The organism is Bacillus cereus (assembly GCF_002567495.1).
Taxonomy (GTDB): Bacteria; Bacillota; Bacilli; order Bacillales; family Bacillaceae_G; genus Bacillus_A; species Bacillus_A cereus_AQ.
Genome location: NZ_NVAP01000045.1, coordinates 47,693 through 63,225, shown reverse-complemented (window position 1 = coordinate 63,225; position 15,533 = coordinate 47,693). Strand labels below are relative to the sequence as shown.

The following is a 15,533-nucleotide window of genomic DNA, read 5'->3' as shown; positions in this document are numbered from 1 at the left end:
TGACTACCCTTATTGCTATTGAAGTAAAACAAACCTCTAGTCATATTACCAAGCTATCAACTTTTTTAATAGTTATCTCCCCCTTAATCACAGGGCGCGGTGCTTTTTGGAAAATTGGTATATGTAATAGATATTTCAAAAAAAGAGGATGCCGCAGCACCCTCTCCTATCTTCCCTATTCCACACAAGTAAACTGCGTCCAAGCCCCTACGTAATCTAGTAAGAATAACTCCTCTTCCGCAATTGTACCGACGATATTTTTCCGTTCATCTATCGGCATTTCTTTCAAGATGATTTGCAGTTCACCTTTGTACTTTCCGAATGAGTTATTACCAATTACAACTTGCCCTCTTTCCTGTAGCACACTTTCGCGCATAGGGAAGTCATAGTCTTTATATTTTTTACGCACTTCTGTAGAACGTACCATATATTCCGTTATGTCACCTCGTCTTACGTGTAATTCTTGCAGTGTCGCTCTCTTTTCTACTTCCGTCGCTTCGTCTACAAATTGTACTTTCAGCTGCAACATGTAACGGTTTAAGTTCCCTAGTTTCTCTAATTCTTCTTCACTCGCATAAGCATTTCCGATAATGACATCATCGATTAAACCTGTCGCCCATAAATGCTTCGCTTGTACTTCAATTGGTAAATTACGATGCCCTTCTAACGTACATAATCCGTCGTTAATATCCCATGGACCGATGTTTGCGGCATGTGATGTAATAAAGGCTGCCGTACGAATTCCGTTCTTTTTAAAACGTTCACTACAACGAATGAAATAGTCGTACGGAAGGCCAGTGAATTTTTGCGGATAAAAATTATGACAGCCAATTAAAGCTGGCTTATTCGCTTGATGCGAAAGAATATTTTCTAAGTACGCAATATCGTTACTTATGTTTAGTTCAATTTTTAAACCGTACGGATTATTCGTCATTTTTGCTTCAGTTAACCCATCAAAGCCCACATCTAAACGAATACCGTCTGCGCCTAACTCTGCGAAGAATGATAGATCGCTATAACTAATACCAAGCTGATCAAACACAGCTGGAGCTACATCTAAAATAACTTCCATATTGTTATCTTTTGCATGATTAATAATCTCTTTAAATTCAGCTACAATTTCTTCTTTCGGACGATTAACAGATAATAAACAAGTAAATATTCTTGAAAATCCGTGGTGTGCCGCTGCCGAAATGTATGCCATATCTTTTTCTTTCGTTGAATGTTCTGGATAAAGTGAAATTCCTAATTTACGCTCCATGCTTTTGCATCTCCTTCACACGTTGTATTAATGCCATGCTCGTAAATCTATATTTTGCAGATAAACATGTTGCACATAAAATGGTCGGTACAATGATAACGTACGGTGATTGTAAACCTAACATTACATATGCCCCCATTGAACAACCGATAAACAAAACTGATACTAGCAGTAACACTAATAAAGATTTACTTTGTACCCATTTCGAATAATGGGCAATACACTGTCCGACCACAAATGTAATTAAGATGATAATTGCTCCGAGCATTCTGTTTTCTCCTCTCCTGCTAATTGTTGTTTCTCATACATTTTGAAGAATGGATAGTAAATAACGAATGAAATCACAAAGTTAACAAGTACAAGTACACCAGCCATAATTGTCCAGTCCGTACTAATAATCGCTGCAATCGGTGCTAACATCGTAAATGGCAATTTCGCCATCATGAGTGGAATCATCCCTGAAACAACTGCGAAATATGATACTGTCGTTGTCACTAACGGTGTAATCACGAACGGAATAATTAAGATTGGGTTCATTACAATTGGTGCCCCGAAAATAATTGGCTCGTTAATATTGAATAAACCTGGTACGAATGATAGTCTACCTAACTCTTTTAGGAACTTAGATTTAGAGAACATAAACATAATTACTAAAGCTAACGTTGAACCCGATCCACCAATCCATACGAACCATTGAATAAATTGCTCTGTAAATAAGTTTGGTAACTGATGTGCATTTCCTGTAGCCGTGAATACTTCCATATTTTCAAGAATTGCTGAATCCCACATCGGACGAATAATCGGCCCTAAAATCGCTGGTCCATGTATACCAAATGACCAGAAGAACACGATTAAGAATACTGTTAATAAACCACCGAATAAATTATTTCCTACTAATACTGATTTTAATGGTGCGATTAAATATGTGATTGTTGTATTTACATCAAATTTCAAACCGTAACGAATGCCCCAGAATAAAAGAATAACTACTAATGTTGGAATTAATGCTGCAAACGAATTTGAAACTGCTGGTGGTACACTGTCTGGTAATTTTATCGAGATATTATGCTTAATCATAAAATGATAAATTTCTACTGCAATTAATGCTGTCACAATTGCGCCGAATAAAGACGTTGCGCTTAATGTTCCTACTGAAATATATCTACCTGCATCAATAACACCTGGTACAGCTTTCGTAATTTGAATTGGTTCAACTGATGCTAGTAAAAAGGCGAGTACAGATAGTAGCCCTGCACTTAATTGATTGAGCTGATAAAAGTTCGCGAGCGAAGCCCCTACTCCAAATGCTGCGTATAATGCCATTAGTCCTACTGTAAATCGGAATGGAATATCTAAAATATGGCGAAACGGTGCAATCCATTCCATATATGCATCAATTGGTAAGTTTAAAAAGATAACGAAAAATGATCCGACGATCGTTAACGGTAATGTAGAAATAACCCCGTTTCGAATTGCTAATAAATGTCGTTGTCCTGCAATCTTTTGCGTTGTTGGCATAATCTTTTGTTCCATAAAACTCATAAACCCATTCATCAATACTCCTCCTCTTTCTCTCTACTATGAAAGAACGAAATAAAGTTTATAACATTATAATGTTTATATTTAAAAAAATATAATTATGCTAAAACTAATTGTTCTGCTTGCTTAAGCACTTTCAAACCATCACACATGCCATAATCTCGTTGATTTATAATCGCAACTGGTATATTGTATGAATTTGCAAGAAACTCTACAGCTGGAAATAAATATTTTACTTGTGGACCGATTAAAACAACATCGGCTTCCTTTATTTCAAGTTTCACAAGTTCTGAATCAACCGCCTTAATTTTATAATTCTTCCCCTGTTTTTTTGCCTCTTCTTGCATTTTTCTTACGACCATACTCGTCGACATGCCTGCTGCACAACATAATAAAATGTACATCTTATACTGTCACTTTCTCTTCCACTCGTTTATGAAGGGTAATAAATTCTTCAGCCAGTTCTTTCACTGTAATTGCATTCATTAAATGATCTTGTGCGTGCACTAACAGTAAACTGATTTCTGCATGATTTCCTCTTGCCTCTTCTTGAATTAAATCCGTTTGAATACGATGAGCTGCTGAAATTTCTTCACTAGCAAGTTCCATCTTTTCACTCGCATTCTCAAAATCTCCTTGTCTTGCAAAAGCGATTGCTTCAAGCGCCGCGCTTCTCGCGTTGCCACCATGTAAAATTAACGCAAATGGAGTTTGCATATCAGTCATTTTAAATTCCCCCAAGCTATGTTTTTCTATATTTTCATCTTATTATGAAAACGCATACAATTAAACATAAAAAACTTCCGTTATGTAACGGAAGTTTTTATATACTTTTTCAAAACGATAGTAAAATCTCTTGAAAATCTTCAATTACCTCGGTCTGAGTTAGCTTCTCTATTGCGCTTTGACTAGACATAATATCATATAAAAAATCATAAAGCCTTTGTAAGTCTTCATTATTATTGCGCTTTACACTAAATAAAATAATTACTTGTACTTTTTTATCTCCCCAATCAACAGCCTTTGCAAGTGTACAAAACATTAAGAAGGTTTTCTCACTTAATAACTGCATCGGATGCGGAATCGCAACTAAATTCCCAACCGCTGTCGGAGACGTATTTTCTCTTTCCATAACAGAAGCATAAAAGTTTTCTTGTACATAATGTTTCTCAGCAGCTTTCTCACATAAAAACTGAATAACATCCTCTTTCGTGGAAGCATTATGATTTAAAAAAATTAAATCTTCCTTAATATAAGGCTGCACACTCGTATTCACATGCGTAAACAACCGCTGACCAATCGATTTAATCTCTTTATCATCAAATATTGAATTTACCTTTATAACTGGAACAGGCAAACCACTCGGTATATGAATCGTACTAATAATACAATCTATTTTATCTTTATAAAGGTCTTCTACTTTCAATTGATAATAGCCTGTAATACCTACAATTTCTAATTTATCTCGGAACTGTGATAAAATTTTATATTTTAATAGTTGTGCACTTCCTTGACCAGTCGCACAAACTACTAAGCATCTTTTCTTTTGATTCTGCTCCTGCAAACGGCTCATCGCTCCGCCGAAATGAATAGCAATATAACCAATTTCACTTTCAGGGATCGATTCACCCGTATATTCACCAATTATATCTCCAACGAGAACCGCAATTTCAAAAGCATACGGATAATTCTTTTTCACTTCTGCCAAAAGAGGATTTCTCGTATTTAACTTATACTTCAAACGATTTAATAACGTTTTTAAATGAACACCAAATCCAAATAATAATTCTTCATCATAATAAAAAATAAGATTCCGTTCTTCCGCTACTTTAAAAAGAATATGTTGCATAAATGCATATATATCTTTTCCTAATAGCTCTTCTACATTTTCATAGCGATCTCTCGCTGTAACAGCAGTACTTAATAAATGCATCGTCACATATAATACTTCTTCTTCTGGAAATGAAAGTTTTAACTCTTTCTCTAAATCTCCTAAAATCTGCTTCGCAATTGTATATTCTTTCTTTATTATAAGTTCCGATTGCTCCGCATGCAGTCCGTTCATATAATGTTGACTTTGGCAACGCTTTAATGCGATTGCAATATGAATGACTAAATTATCAACTTCTATATCAGATAAGTATATTGTTCCACCCTCAATATACTTTAATATAATTGAACGAATGAGTGATATATGAGGTAGCGATACATATGTCTCTGTCTGCTCAAATTGCTCATGAAACGGCATATGGTCATAGCGCGGTAAACCATATTGTGATAAACAAGAACGAATATTAAATTCCTCTCCAACAATACGTATACCATAATACGGTCTCTTCTCAATTTGTAATTTATAGCGACCACATATATCTGTAACATCTTTCATAATTAAATTGACCGTTGATTTGCTCACATAAATCTCTTCCGCTAATTCTGAAAGCTTCACATATCCCTCTGTCATTAAAACACGTTGCAGAATGTACGCTATTCTTTCTTCATAAGAAGTTGGGATCTTTTCCGTCTGTTTTTGAAATAGACTCACGCAAAAGTCTTCAAATTTCTTCGTTTGTATAATTTCTAATTCGTATCCAGTCCCTCTTTGCGATTCGATTTTCGCTCCGTTTTCTTCCAATATATCATTTAATAATTTTATATCCTTTTGAATCGTCTTCGTTGATACATGTAAACGGCTCGCTAAAAAAGCTCGATTTAACATCGATTTCTCTTCTAAAAACTCCTCCAAAATAGAAATTAATCGCTGCTGCACCTTTGTCATAGCTCTTCCTCTCGCTCTTTATATATAAAAAGGAAAAAGCCGCTGAAGTCAGTAGTTTTTCCCCTTTATATTTTATCTATTTCTTTAATGTAAATCCGAATTTATCCCACGCTTGTAAATAATCTAGTAAGAAAATTTCTTCTTCTATAATTCGCCCAACTACATTTGTTTTTCCTGTATTCACCATATCTTTTAATGCAATTTGTAATTCGCCTTTATACTGACCATATTGCTCATTATCAATTAAAAGATCTCCACGCTTAATTTCGCGCGTATTATGAGGTTTAAACTCTTCTTTTTTATATTTCACGCGACTTTGTGTAGAGCGAATCATATATTCAGATACATCTCCACGATAAAAATGCGGTTCGTCTAATACGATAATTCTTTCTAGTTCTGTCGTTGTATCATATAGTTCTATATCAAATGTTTGTTTCTCTTTATTTAATGCACCTAGTGCTTGTAATTCTTCTTCTGACGCATATGCATTCGCAATAATGACATCATCAATTAATTCCGTTGCAAATAAATGCTTCGCCTGTGTTGTCATCGGTAATTCACGATGCTGCTCTAATGTACATAACCCTTCTGTTACTGGCCAAGGTCCGTATGTTGCATCAAATGATGAAATAAAAGCAGCTGTTCTCATACCGTAATCTTTAAATTGTTTCGAACATTTAATGAAATGATCGTATGATAACCCTGAATAGCGATGCGGATAAAAATTATGACAACCAATTAAATTTTCACGATTTGGTCTATGACTCATAATGTTATCTACATACTTCGTACCATTGCTCATATTAATCTCGATTTTCAAACCATATGGATTGTACGTCATAATCGATTCTTCTAATCCTGAGAAACCGACATCTAAACGAATACCGTACGCACCTAGTTCATGGAAAAATGATAAATCATTATACGAAATACCTAATTGTTCAAAAACAGATGGACTAATATCAACTAATACTTGGAACCCTAATGCATTCGCATGAGAGATCGTTTCTTTAAATTCTTCTATAATTTTCTCTTTTTCTCCATCCACAGATAGTAAACATGTGAACACACGTGTAAATCCGTATTTACTTGCTAATGTTAAATACTCCTTATCTTTCTCTACTGTTGAATGTTCTGGATAAATAGAAATACCTAATCGTCTCATATGTACACGCCTCTTCCTTCGTCATATTGTAAACCTTTTCAAATATATGTAGTGAAAAAGTATATATCCCCATCTTGTTCACTACTCTTTTGAATCCGCTTTCTTTAAAGAAAAAACAATTTCTATCATTCTTAACACCTACAAGTCTATACATCTATACTTTACATCTTTTTTTCATAGTTGTGTAGCGTTTACACAAATTTGTCAGTTTTTTACCTTGAAAATTGTTATCCGTTTTCAAGACACCTTCCTTGACTGTTGCATTGGCCAATACATATACTCGAAAGAAAAGAGATAAATTTTATATAGGGGATGAATATATGGGAGAAGCAATACTCGTAAAACGAGAACCGTTATGGACAAAAGAGTTTGTCGCTTTAATTTTTGCAAACTTATGTATGTTTTTAGGGTTTCAAATGTTAATTCCAACCTTACCTGTTTATGTGAAGGAAATTGGTGGCACAAGTTCCAATATCGGATTTGTTGTCGGCATGTTTACCGTTGCAGCACTTTTTGTTAGACCGCTAACTGGGAACGCCTTGCAAAAATTCAATAAAAAAATCATTTTAATGATTGGTACTGCTATTTGTTTACTCGCTATGGGCAGTTACCTTTTCGCCTCAACGATCTTTCTTTTGCTTGCTGTTCGTATTTTACACGGAGCTGGTTTCGGTATTACAACGACTACATACGGAACTGTCGTTTCTGATTTAATTCCGCAAGCTCGCCGCGGTGAAGGTATGGGATATTTCGGCCTTTCTGGAACAATTGCAATGGCTCTCGGTCCACTTATCGGACTATGGCTTATGCAAGCATATAATTTCAATGTTCTTTTTTTATGTGCACTCTCATGCACAATCGTTTCATTAATTTTAACGAAACTACTTCAAATCCAAAAAACGAAACAGCCTCCACAACAATCATCTGGTACTTTTCTCGATGGATTTATTGAGCGTAAAGCTTTACTTCCTTCATTATTAATATTATGTATTACATTAATGTACGGCGGAATCGGCAGCTTTATCACACTATTTGCTACAGAAGTTGGCATTGCTGATATTAGTCTCTTCTTTTTATGTAACGCGCTAGCAATCGCTGTAACTCGTCCATTTTCTGGAAAGTTATATGATGCGAAAGGCCATACATTCGTCATCATTCCAGGGGTTATTATAACGTTCGCAGGTATTATTTTATTGTCGTATACGACGACAATTCCGAGCTTAATTATTGCTGCAGCATGTTACGGAAGTGGCTTTGGAGCGATTCAACCTGCACTACAAGCATGGATGATTGACCGCGTAGCACCGCATCGACGCGGCGTAGCAACTGCTACATTCTTCTCCGCATTTGACCTTGGAATTGGTGCTGGAGCGATTATATTTGGATTTATTGCTCATTTTACAAACTACGCAACTGTATATCGTTACTCCTCTCTATTACTTATTGCTTTCCTCTTCATTTACATTACAAGTATAAGAAAACAAAAGTACAGAGATAAAAATACGGAAAAAGCTGCTGGATAATTTAGCGGCTTTTTTTCTTGCAAAAAAGACTACTTAATAAATATTAAACCTCATGTTGACGTTATAAAACTACATGCATTTCCCTACATATTTTTTTAGCTTTCATCAAAAAATATACAAGGAACTTGTAGACGATTCCCTTGATATACAATTGAATAATACTATTCTAAAAAGTGTGATTTATTTACAAAAAAACTATTTACGAAAGACAAAAACCAATAAAATACAGCTGTTTCTTTAAAGAATTGTAAACTTTTCATCTCTTTGTAAATTTAGTGTAAATTTTACTAGCAAACCGTTTACAGTGACTCAAGGTTCAGTTAATAATTACAGCGTACATGAAATTTAAGGAGTGGAATGCGTGGAATATAATGTTCAAGAAATGATCTTCCAATTCATTGGTGGATTAGGTATTTTCTTATTCGGGATTAAATACATGGGCGATGGACTGCAACAAGCAGCTGGAGATCGTCTTCGCGATATTCTAGATCGTTTTACAACAAACCCACTAATGGGTGTACTAGCTGGTATGTTAGTTACTGTATTAATCCAATCAAGTTCAGGAACAACCGCTTTAACAGTCGGACTTGTAAGTGCCGGGTTTATGACATTACGACAAGCAATCGGTGTTATTATGGGTGCAAACATCGGTACGACAGTTACTGCATTTATTATCGGAATTAAAATCGGAGAATATGCTCTCCCAGTTATGGCAGTTGGAGCGATCTTACTATTCTTCTTTAAAAATAAAAAAGTACATTCTGTAGGTCAAGTTGTATTCGGTTTTGGTATGTTATTCTTCGGTTTAGAATTAATGAGCGCAGGTATGAAACCTCTTCGTTCTTTAGAGTCATTCCAAGATTTGATGGTTAGTATGAGTGATAATCCAATTTTAGGAATTGTTGTCGGTACAGTCTTCACTTTAATTGTACAGAGCTCAAGTGCAACAATCGGTATTTTACAAGAACTATTCGGTCAAGGTGCAATCGATTTACAAGCATCTCTTCCTGTATTATTCGGTGATAACATCGGTACGACAATTACAGCAGTATTAGCAGCAATCGGTACTTCAATTGCAGCAAGACGTGCAGCATTAGTTCACGTTATCTTTAATATTATCGGTTCAATTATCTTTACAATTTTATTAGTACCATTTACAAGTTTAATTCAATATTTCCAAACGTCATTAAACTTAAATCCAGAAATGACCATTGCATTTGCACACGGAACATTTAACGTAACAAATACGATTATTCAGTTCCCATTCATTGCAGTATTAGCATGGATTGTAACAAAAATTATTCGCGGCGAAGATTCTGCTATTAATTTCAAACCGCAACATTTAAATCCAATCTTTATTGAACAATCTCCGGCCATCGCTTTAACAGAAGCTCAAAAAGAAATTATTCGTATGGCTGAGTTCTCATTACATGGATTAAAAGAAGCAAACCAATTTTTAAATACACAAGACAAAAAACACGCTGACATGGCTACTCAATTAGAAGGAGCTATTAACAATTTAGATAAAAAGATTACCGAGTATTTAGTTTTACTATCAGAAAAGCCTCTTTCACCTACGGATTCTGAAAAACATTCCGTATTAGCAGGTGTTGTTGGAGATATTGAACGTGTCGGTGATCATGTGGAAAATCTTGTAGAACTTGTAGATTTCCAAATTTCAAATCGTGTTTCACTATCAGACGAAGCATTAGCCGAATTAAACGAAATGTTAGAATTGACGATTTCAACACTACAAGACGCAGTTGAAGCTTTAACAAACTTCGATACTGAACTAGCTCAAACTGTTATTGCGAAAGAACGTAAAATCGACCAAATGGAACGTGTTCTTCGTAAACGTCACGTATTACGTCTAAACGAACGTAGCTGTTCAGGTGATGCAAGTATCATCTTCGTCGATATGGTAAGTAACTTAGAGCGCATTGGCGATCACGCTGTAAATATCGCTGACGGTGTTTTAGGTGAACAAGAAAAAATCAATTTAAAACAATCATTATAATGAAAAAAGAGACGCTATATTAAGCGTCTCTTTTTTCATTTCATTTTAACAACTGTTCTTCCTTTTAACTTTCCTTGCAATATAAGTGCAAATTTTTCATCTAACTCTTCTAACGTACATTCTTCTATATAAGTTAGTAACTCTTTATTTTCCCACTCACTCGCTAACAACATCCACACATCTCTTCTCACGTCCACTGGACATTGTACAGAATCTACCCCTAAAAGGCTAATGCCTCGCAAAATAAACGGATATACCGTTGTATGTAATTCCTGCCCTGCCACATTACCGCATGTCGTTACACACCCACCATACTTTACTGTTTTTAAAGCTGTTTCTAACATATGTCCACCTACAGTATCGATAACTCCGGCGTATAGCCCTTTTAACATCGGTCTTCCTGATTCATCATTCAATTCCGCGCGATGAATCACTTTTTTCGCTCCTAGACGTAGTAGCATATCTTCCTCTTCTATTTTTCCGGTCGCTCCTACTACGTTAAAGCCTAGCTTACTTAAAATAGTAACGGCTACACTACCTACGCCTCCTGTAGCACCAGTTACTAAAATGTCTCCCATACTAGGCTTAATTCCCGATCCAATAAGCTTATATACCGACAAAGCAGCTGTAAAACCTGCTGTCCCATACATCATACTTTCCTTTAATGACATTCCTTCTGGTAAAGGCACGATCCAAGATGATGGCACGCGAATATATTCTCCGAAACCACCAGAGGTATTCATACCTAAGTCATATCCCGTTACAATAACCTGATCTCCTATCTTAAAAGAGTTATCTTCACTACTCACAACTTCTCCTGCAGCATCAATTCCTGGCGTATGAGGATATGTTCTCGTAACACTTTTATTACCAGTAGCTGAAAGGGCATCTTTATAATTTAATGAAGAATAATGAACCTGTATTAATACGTCCCCCTCAGGTAAACTACTTACTTGTCTCTCTACAACGTTTCTTACAAACTGCTTACTTTCTGTTTCGTTCACAACGATTGCTCGGAATGATGTATGATTCATTATGCTCTCTCCTTTATCCGTCAAATTCTTCTTTATTATATAGAAGAAATAAGTAAGCCTACTCATTTCTTCTTGGCTATATTTCAACAAATCTTACTTCCCTATCACTTTCTCATAATATATATTTTCATTTCTACTAAAAGCCCTTATACTTATTCTACATCTGAAAAATAATATATAAAAAATCTGACTTTTTATAAATAAATTGAATTTTTACGAAATGTAAATGATTTGTAATGTTTTTTTTCGCTAAATTTCATTATAATAAGTGGATATGAGTGTCGTATTTCAATCCAAATGAAGGAGTACAGGAAATGGAGCAAAACCCATCTTTGCAAGAAAATACACGCAGTAACCCGAAAAAAAATAAGAAAAAAATAAAAATCATTATAAGCGTTATACTATTTATTTTATTAATAGGCGGCGGTTACACTTGGTTTTTAGTAAATAAAGCATCTTCTGCTATGCGAAATGCCGCACACGATTTAGCACGCGGTGATAAATCTGATTTACGTGATAAAGCTGTAAAACCTATTACAAACAATGTCTCTGTTTTAATAATGGGTGTTGATGAAAGCGATGTCCGAGGAAAAGAATATGGTGAAGCTATAAGAACGGATGCGCTTTTACTTGCAACTTTTAATAAAGATAGCAAAACTGTAAAGCTATTAAGTATCCCACGTGACACATATACTTATATTCCAATAGAAAAGAAAAAAGATAAAATTACACACGCTCATGCATTCGGTTCTACTAAAAACGGAAAAGATGGTGGACCACAAGCTAGTATTGATGCAGTTGAAAAATTAATGAATGTACCTGTCGATTACTTTGTAAAGTTTAACTTCAAGTCATTTATGAAAATTGTTGATGATTTAGGCGGCATTGAAGTCGATGTACCGGTTGAATTTACTGAACAAGATAGCAATGATAATGCTGAGGCGATTCACCTGAAAAAAGGTGTTCAAAAGTTAAATAGTGAAGAGGCTCTGGCTCTGGCTAGAACAAGACACATCGATAGTGATGCAATGCGTGGACAACGTCAACAACTCGTTATCGAAGCTATTTTAAAGAAACTAACAAATGTTGGATCTGTAACAAAAGTTGGCAACATCATTGATGATATTAACGGACAATTCGTTACAAACTTAACATTTGATGATATGCTTTCATTCTATAAATACGGATCGGATTCGGAAATTGAGAAATTACAACTTCAAGGTGATGACTGCTATATGGCAAAAGGTGACGATACATGTAGCAAATCTGCTGGTGGTGGCCGAACTTACTACTACAATCCAGATAAAAAAGAATTAGCTAATGTTACAAATGAACTTCGTACTCATCTTGGACTACCTGCATATACAAAGTCTGAATCTGACTCTGATTCGAAAAAGATAAAAGAATCTAAGTCTGAAAATAAGAACGAGCACGAATCAAGTAAAAATGAAACTAATAGTAAAGATAAAGAAACATCATCTAATAACAATGAATAATATAGAAGCGGTTCTCTATGGAGGTAGAGAACCGCTTCTTTTTATTCTTCCAAATACAAAAATCAGAACTTTCTAACTATCTTTTTTAATATTTTTAAATTATAATAAATAATAGCAATCTATTCCAATTATCAGGGGGCTCATACATATGAAAGCTGCAGTAAAACATAACATCTCAGATTTTAAAGACTACTTAAAATCCAACGATATATACATGGAAGAAAATATAGATGAAAATGATGGATCTGTTCATTTTTCAGTAGGATTAGAGACAGAAGCTGGCGCAAAAATTCAACTTATCGCTGCTTTCCAAAACGAACACCCTACGGTGGATATATACTGCTTCAATGTTGCTCACGTGGCTGATGCAACATCAACAAATGATATTTTACATATCATCAATGAATTAAACACATCTTATCGCTTTGCAAAATTCACATTAAACAAGCAAAATGCAATTGATATTTCAACATCTCTTGCATTCTCAGAACCAAACTTTAATCCAGCACTTGTCTTTGAACATACGAGAATGCTATATAAATTAGCAAATGACGAATATAAAAACTTAATGAAAGTTATTTGGGCGTAAAGTGAAACTATAATCAGTCGGGATTTACGATCCATAAATAGCGAGATAAATAAAAGGATGGGCTGTAAACAGCACCATCCTTTTATTTCGATATCATATCGACCCACATCTTAACAGCAGTGCCTACAATTAAAATCGATAACATATATTGTAGTACTTTTTGATTTATCCTCTTCCCGATTCGTGCTCCAAGTGGCGCAGCAAATATACTTGCAACCGCAATAATTAGAGCTGGAATGATAACTACCTGCCCAGTAATCACTTTTCCAGTCGTAATCCCTACTGAGGAAATAAACGTAATAGCGATAGATGTTGCTATCGTCATGCGCAGTGGTAATTTTAAAATAACTAGCATAATTGGAACTAAAAGAAACGCACCGCCAGCCCCAATAATGCCGGAAACACCTCCTACAATAAACGCTAACACACTCGCTAACCATTTATTATAATTAACTGCTCCGCTATTATTTTTTTTCGGTACAAACATCATAATAGCTGCAATGGTCGCTAATACTGTATAAACAACATTTACAGCATGTTCATTTAATAAATTTGCACTAAAGCTTCCTATAAAACTTCCTATTAATATACTAACTCCCATATACACAACTAACGTTTTATTCATGTCACTACTTTTCCGATATGCCCACGCACCCGCAAAAGTTGCAAAGAATACTTGTACCGCTGTAATACCGCTAACTTCATGTGACGTATATCCGGTAAATCCTAATAATACTGGAATATATAAGATCATCGGATAATTAATAATCGCACCGCCAATTCCAACCATTCCTGATATAAACGACCCTATAAACCCAATTATAAAAAGTAATAATACTACACTCACCTTACATCCCCCTCCTTCCAAAAAGAAGGTGATTTAAATGAATAAGTTTACATTCCCGTCCGAAGCATCCGCTAAATATGCTCCTACTCCTGCAAACTCTACCCCTTCCATAATCTCTTCCTCTTTTAACCCTAATAAATCTACTGTCATTTGACAAGCTACAAGTTTAATCCCTTGTTCTTTCGCCAAATCAATTAAATCTGGTAAAGGCATTGCATTATGTTTTTTCATAATACCTTTAATCATCTTTGGTCCCATACCAGCAAAATTCATTTTGGATAACCCCATCTTATCAGCACCGCGCGGCATCATTTTTCCAAATACTTTTTCTATAAATGTTTTCTTTACATTCACATGTTCATCTTTCCTTAAAGCATTTAATCCCCAAAAAGTATGAAAAATAGTTACCTCTTGATCATACGCCGCTGCACCATTTGCAATAATATAAGCAGCCATCGCCTTATCGTAATCTCCACTAAATAAAACGATTGTTGTTTTCTTCTGTTGTTCCATGTTGTTCTCCTCCTAATTACCTATAGGGGTATTTTCTTATTTATAAAAAAGCTGAAATCCTTTATCTCCGTACTATACGACTTTTCCTTCCCAAGCTAACATACCGCCTACCATATTAATCGCTCGAAAACCGTAACCGTCTAAAAATTGAACGGCTCTTGCACTTCTTCCGCCAGCACGGCAAACGATAACATATTCCTTATTTTTGTCTAATTCATGCATACGAAACTCTAATAGCCTTAGCGGAATATTAAGTGCTTCTGGAATTTTTCCTTCGGCTACTTCTTCTACTTCACGTACATCTACAATATTTACCGCTTCTTTACGTGACAATTTTTCTTCTAATTCTTTTGTAGTCATTTCTTTCATTTTAAAGCCCCTCCTCACAAACCATTCATACCACCTGAAACGTTTATTACTTGCTGAAATCCTAATTTTTTTAACATCTTTGCTGCTTGTTTACTTCTCATTCCACTTTGACAAATAACAATTACGTCCTTATTTTTATCTAATTGATTCGCCCTGCCAGATAGCTCATTTAGCGGGATATTTTGAAAACCTTTCATATGATTCCCTCTATATTCACCTACTGTACGAACATCGATAAAGTACTTCCCCTTTTTCCCCACTATACTTTTTAATTCTTTTCCACTTATACTTTGGACACCCTTCACTGGTAAAAAGCGTGAAATAACAAACCATGCAGCAAGTACAATGAAAAGCGTACTTAATATTGTGTTCATATAACCAACCTCTCTGCATTTATAACTTTA

The 15,533-nt window shown here is 35.1% G+C and carries 16 protein-coding genes; 4 read left to right on the top strand and 12 right to left on the bottom strand.

Annotated features, from left to right (window positions below; translation table 11 throughout):
- Positions 1-175 precede the first annotated feature (175 nt).
- From COK05_RS21950 to COK05_RS21920, 7 genes are all read right to left on the bottom strand, one after another.
- Positions 176-1,261: a DUF871 domain-containing protein gene (locus COK05_RS21950; protein ID WP_098614241.1), complete on the bottom strand. Its 1,086-nt coding sequence runs from the start codon at positions 1,259-1,261 to the stop codon at positions 176-178.
- Positions 1,251-1,529 (bottom strand): hypothetical protein, encoded by a 279-nt coding sequence (locus COK05_RS21945; protein WP_000900048.1) that lies wholly within the window; start codon positions 1,527-1,529, stop codon positions 1,251-1,253. The genes COK05_RS21950 and COK05_RS21945 overlap by 11 nt, the downstream gene beginning before the upstream one ends.
- Complete coding sequence (locus COK05_RS21940) at positions 1,505-2,815, bottom strand: PTS sugar transporter subunit IIC (protein ID WP_098614240.1); 1,311 nt, start codon at positions 2,813-2,815, stop codon at positions 1,505-1,507. Before COK05_RS21940 ends, COK05_RS21945 begins: the two co-directional genes overlap by 25 nt.
- A gap of 83 nt (positions 2,816-2,898) precedes the next feature.
- Positions 2,899-3,204 (bottom strand): PTS sugar transporter subunit IIB, encoded by a 306-nt coding sequence (locus COK05_RS21935; protein ID WP_098614239.1) that lies wholly within the window; start codon positions 3,202-3,204, stop codon positions 2,899-2,901.
- Between the two features lies 1 nt (position 3,205).
- The gene (locus COK05_RS21930) at positions 3,206-3,526 is read right to left on the bottom strand and encodes a PTS lactose/cellobiose transporter subunit IIA (protein ID WP_000131326.1); all 321 of its coding nucleotides are present in this window, start codon (positions 3,524-3,526) and stop codon (positions 3,206-3,208) included.
- A 109-nt stretch (positions 3,527-3,635) separates the two neighbouring features.
- Entirely contained in the window at positions 3,636-5,576 is a 1,941-nt protein-coding gene (locus COK05_RS21925; RefSeq protein WP_098614238.1) for a BglG family transcription antiterminator, read from the bottom strand.
- A gap of 76 nt (positions 5,577-5,652) precedes the next feature.
- Positions 5,653-6,741, bottom strand: a complete 1,089-nt coding sequence (locus tag COK05_RS21920; protein WP_001253350.1) for a DUF871 domain-containing protein — start codon at positions 6,739-6,741, stop codon at positions 5,653-5,655.
- Between the two features lie 320 nt (positions 6,742-7,061).
- Between COK05_RS21920 and COK05_RS21910 the strand changes: the two genes are divergently transcribed.
- Both COK05_RS21910 and COK05_RS21905 read left to right on the top strand, forming a co-directional pair.
- Positions 7,062-8,264, top strand: coding sequence for an MFS transporter (locus tag COK05_RS21910; RefSeq protein WP_098614237.1), 1,203 nt, complete (start codon positions 7,062-7,064; stop codon positions 8,262-8,264).
- A gap of 361 nt (positions 8,265-8,625) precedes the next feature.
- Positions 8,626-10,281 carry a Na/Pi cotransporter family protein gene (locus COK05_RS21905; protein ID WP_098614236.1) on the top strand — a complete coding sequence of 552 codons (1,656 nt, stop codon included), beginning with the start codon at positions 8,626-8,628 and terminating at the stop codon, positions 10,279-10,281.
- Between the two features lie 35 nt (positions 10,282-10,316).
- On the opposite strand, the gene COK05_RS21900 is transcribed toward COK05_RS21905, so the two are convergent.
- Entirely contained in the window at positions 10,317-11,402 is a 1,086-nt protein-coding gene (locus COK05_RS21900) for a YhdH/YhfP family quinone oxidoreductase (RefSeq protein WP_141539214.1), read from the bottom strand.
- A gap of 227 nt (positions 11,403-11,629) precedes the next feature.
- On the opposite strand from COK05_RS21900, the gene COK05_RS21895 reads away from it, so the two are divergent.
- Both COK05_RS21895 and COK05_RS21890 read left to right on the top strand, forming a co-directional pair.
- Entirely contained in the window at positions 11,630-12,811 is a 1,182-nt protein-coding gene (locus COK05_RS21895) for an LCP family protein (RefSeq protein WP_098614234.1), read from the top strand.
- 148 nt (positions 12,812-12,959) lie between these two features.
- Complete coding sequence (locus COK05_RS21890; RefSeq protein WP_098614233.1) at positions 12,960-13,400, top strand: hypothetical protein; 441 nt, start codon at positions 12,960-12,962, stop codon at positions 13,398-13,400.
- A gap of 82 nt (positions 13,401-13,482) precedes the next feature.
- On the opposite strand, the gene COK05_RS21885 is transcribed toward COK05_RS21890, so the two are convergent.
- The 4 genes from COK05_RS21885 to COK05_RS21870 form a co-directional block, all read right to left on the bottom strand.
- The gene (locus COK05_RS21885) at positions 13,483-14,247 is read right to left on the bottom strand and encodes a sulfite exporter TauE/SafE family protein (protein ID WP_098614232.1); all 765 of its coding nucleotides are present in this window, start codon (positions 14,245-14,247) and stop codon (positions 13,483-13,485) included.
- 33 nt (positions 14,248-14,280) lie between these two features.
- Positions 14,281-14,760 carry a DsrE/DsrF/DrsH-like family protein gene (locus tag COK05_RS21880; protein WP_000437741.1) on the bottom strand — a complete coding sequence of 160 codons (480 nt, stop codon included), beginning with the start codon at positions 14,758-14,760 and terminating at the stop codon, positions 14,281-14,283.
- Between the two features lie 72 nt (positions 14,761-14,832).
- Positions 14,833-15,129 (bottom strand): rhodanese-like domain-containing protein, encoded by a 297-nt coding sequence (locus COK05_RS21875; protein WP_098614231.1) that lies wholly within the window; start codon positions 15,127-15,129, stop codon positions 14,833-14,835.
- A gap of 14 nt (positions 15,130-15,143) precedes the next feature.
- Positions 15,144-15,503 carry a rhodanese-like domain-containing protein gene (locus tag COK05_RS21870; RefSeq protein ID WP_141539207.1) on the bottom strand — a complete coding sequence of 120 codons (360 nt, stop codon included), beginning with the start codon at positions 15,501-15,503 and terminating at the stop codon, positions 15,144-15,146.
- Positions 15,504-15,533: the final 30 nt, after the last annotated feature.

Coding starts and splice junctions, on each gene's coding strand:
- COK05_RS21950 (WP_098614241.1), bottom strand. CDS start 1,261: ATGGAGCGTAAATTAGGAATTTCACTTTATCCAGAACATTCAACGAAA.
- COK05_RS21945 (WP_000900048.1), bottom strand. CDS start 1,529: ATGCTCGGAGCAATTATCATCTTAATTACATTTGTGGTCGGACAGTGT.
- COK05_RS21940 (WP_098614240.1), bottom strand. CDS start 2,815: ATGAATGGGTTTATGAGTTTTATGGAACAAAAGATTATGCCAACAACG.
- COK05_RS21935 (WP_098614239.1), bottom strand. CDS start 3,204: ATGTACATTTTATTATGTTGTGCAGCAGGCATGTCGACGAGTATGGTC.
- COK05_RS21930 (WP_000131326.1), bottom strand. CDS start 3,526: ATGACTGATATGCAAACTCCATTTGCGTTAATTTTACATGGTGGCAAC.
- COK05_RS21925 (WP_098614238.1), bottom strand. CDS start 5,576: ATGACAAAGGTGCAGCAGCGATTAATTTCTATTTTGGAGGAGTTTTTA.
- COK05_RS21920 (WP_001253350.1), bottom strand. CDS start 6,741: ATGAGACGATTAGGTATTTCTATTTATCCAGAACATTCAACAGTAGAG.
- COK05_RS21910 (WP_098614237.1), top strand. CDS start 7,062: ATGGGAGAAGCAATACTCGTAAAACGAGAACCGTTATGGACAAAAGAG.
- COK05_RS21895 (WP_098614234.1), top strand. CDS start 11,630: ATGGAGCAAAACCCATCTTTGCAAGAAAATACACGCAGTAACCCGAAA.
- COK05_RS21890 (WP_098614233.1), top strand. CDS start 12,960: ATGAAAGCTGCAGTAAAACATAACATCTCAGATTTTAAAGACTACTTA.
- COK05_RS21880 (WP_000437741.1), bottom strand. CDS start 14,760: ATGGAACAACAGAAGAAAACAACAATCGTTTTATTTAGTGGAGATTAC.
- COK05_RS21875 (WP_098614231.1), bottom strand. CDS start 15,129: ATGAAAGAAATGACTACAAAAGAATTAGAAGAAAAATTGTCACGTAAA.
- COK05_RS21870 (WP_141539207.1), bottom strand. CDS start 15,503: ATGAACACAATATTAAGTACGCTTTTCATTGTACTTGCTGCATGGTTT.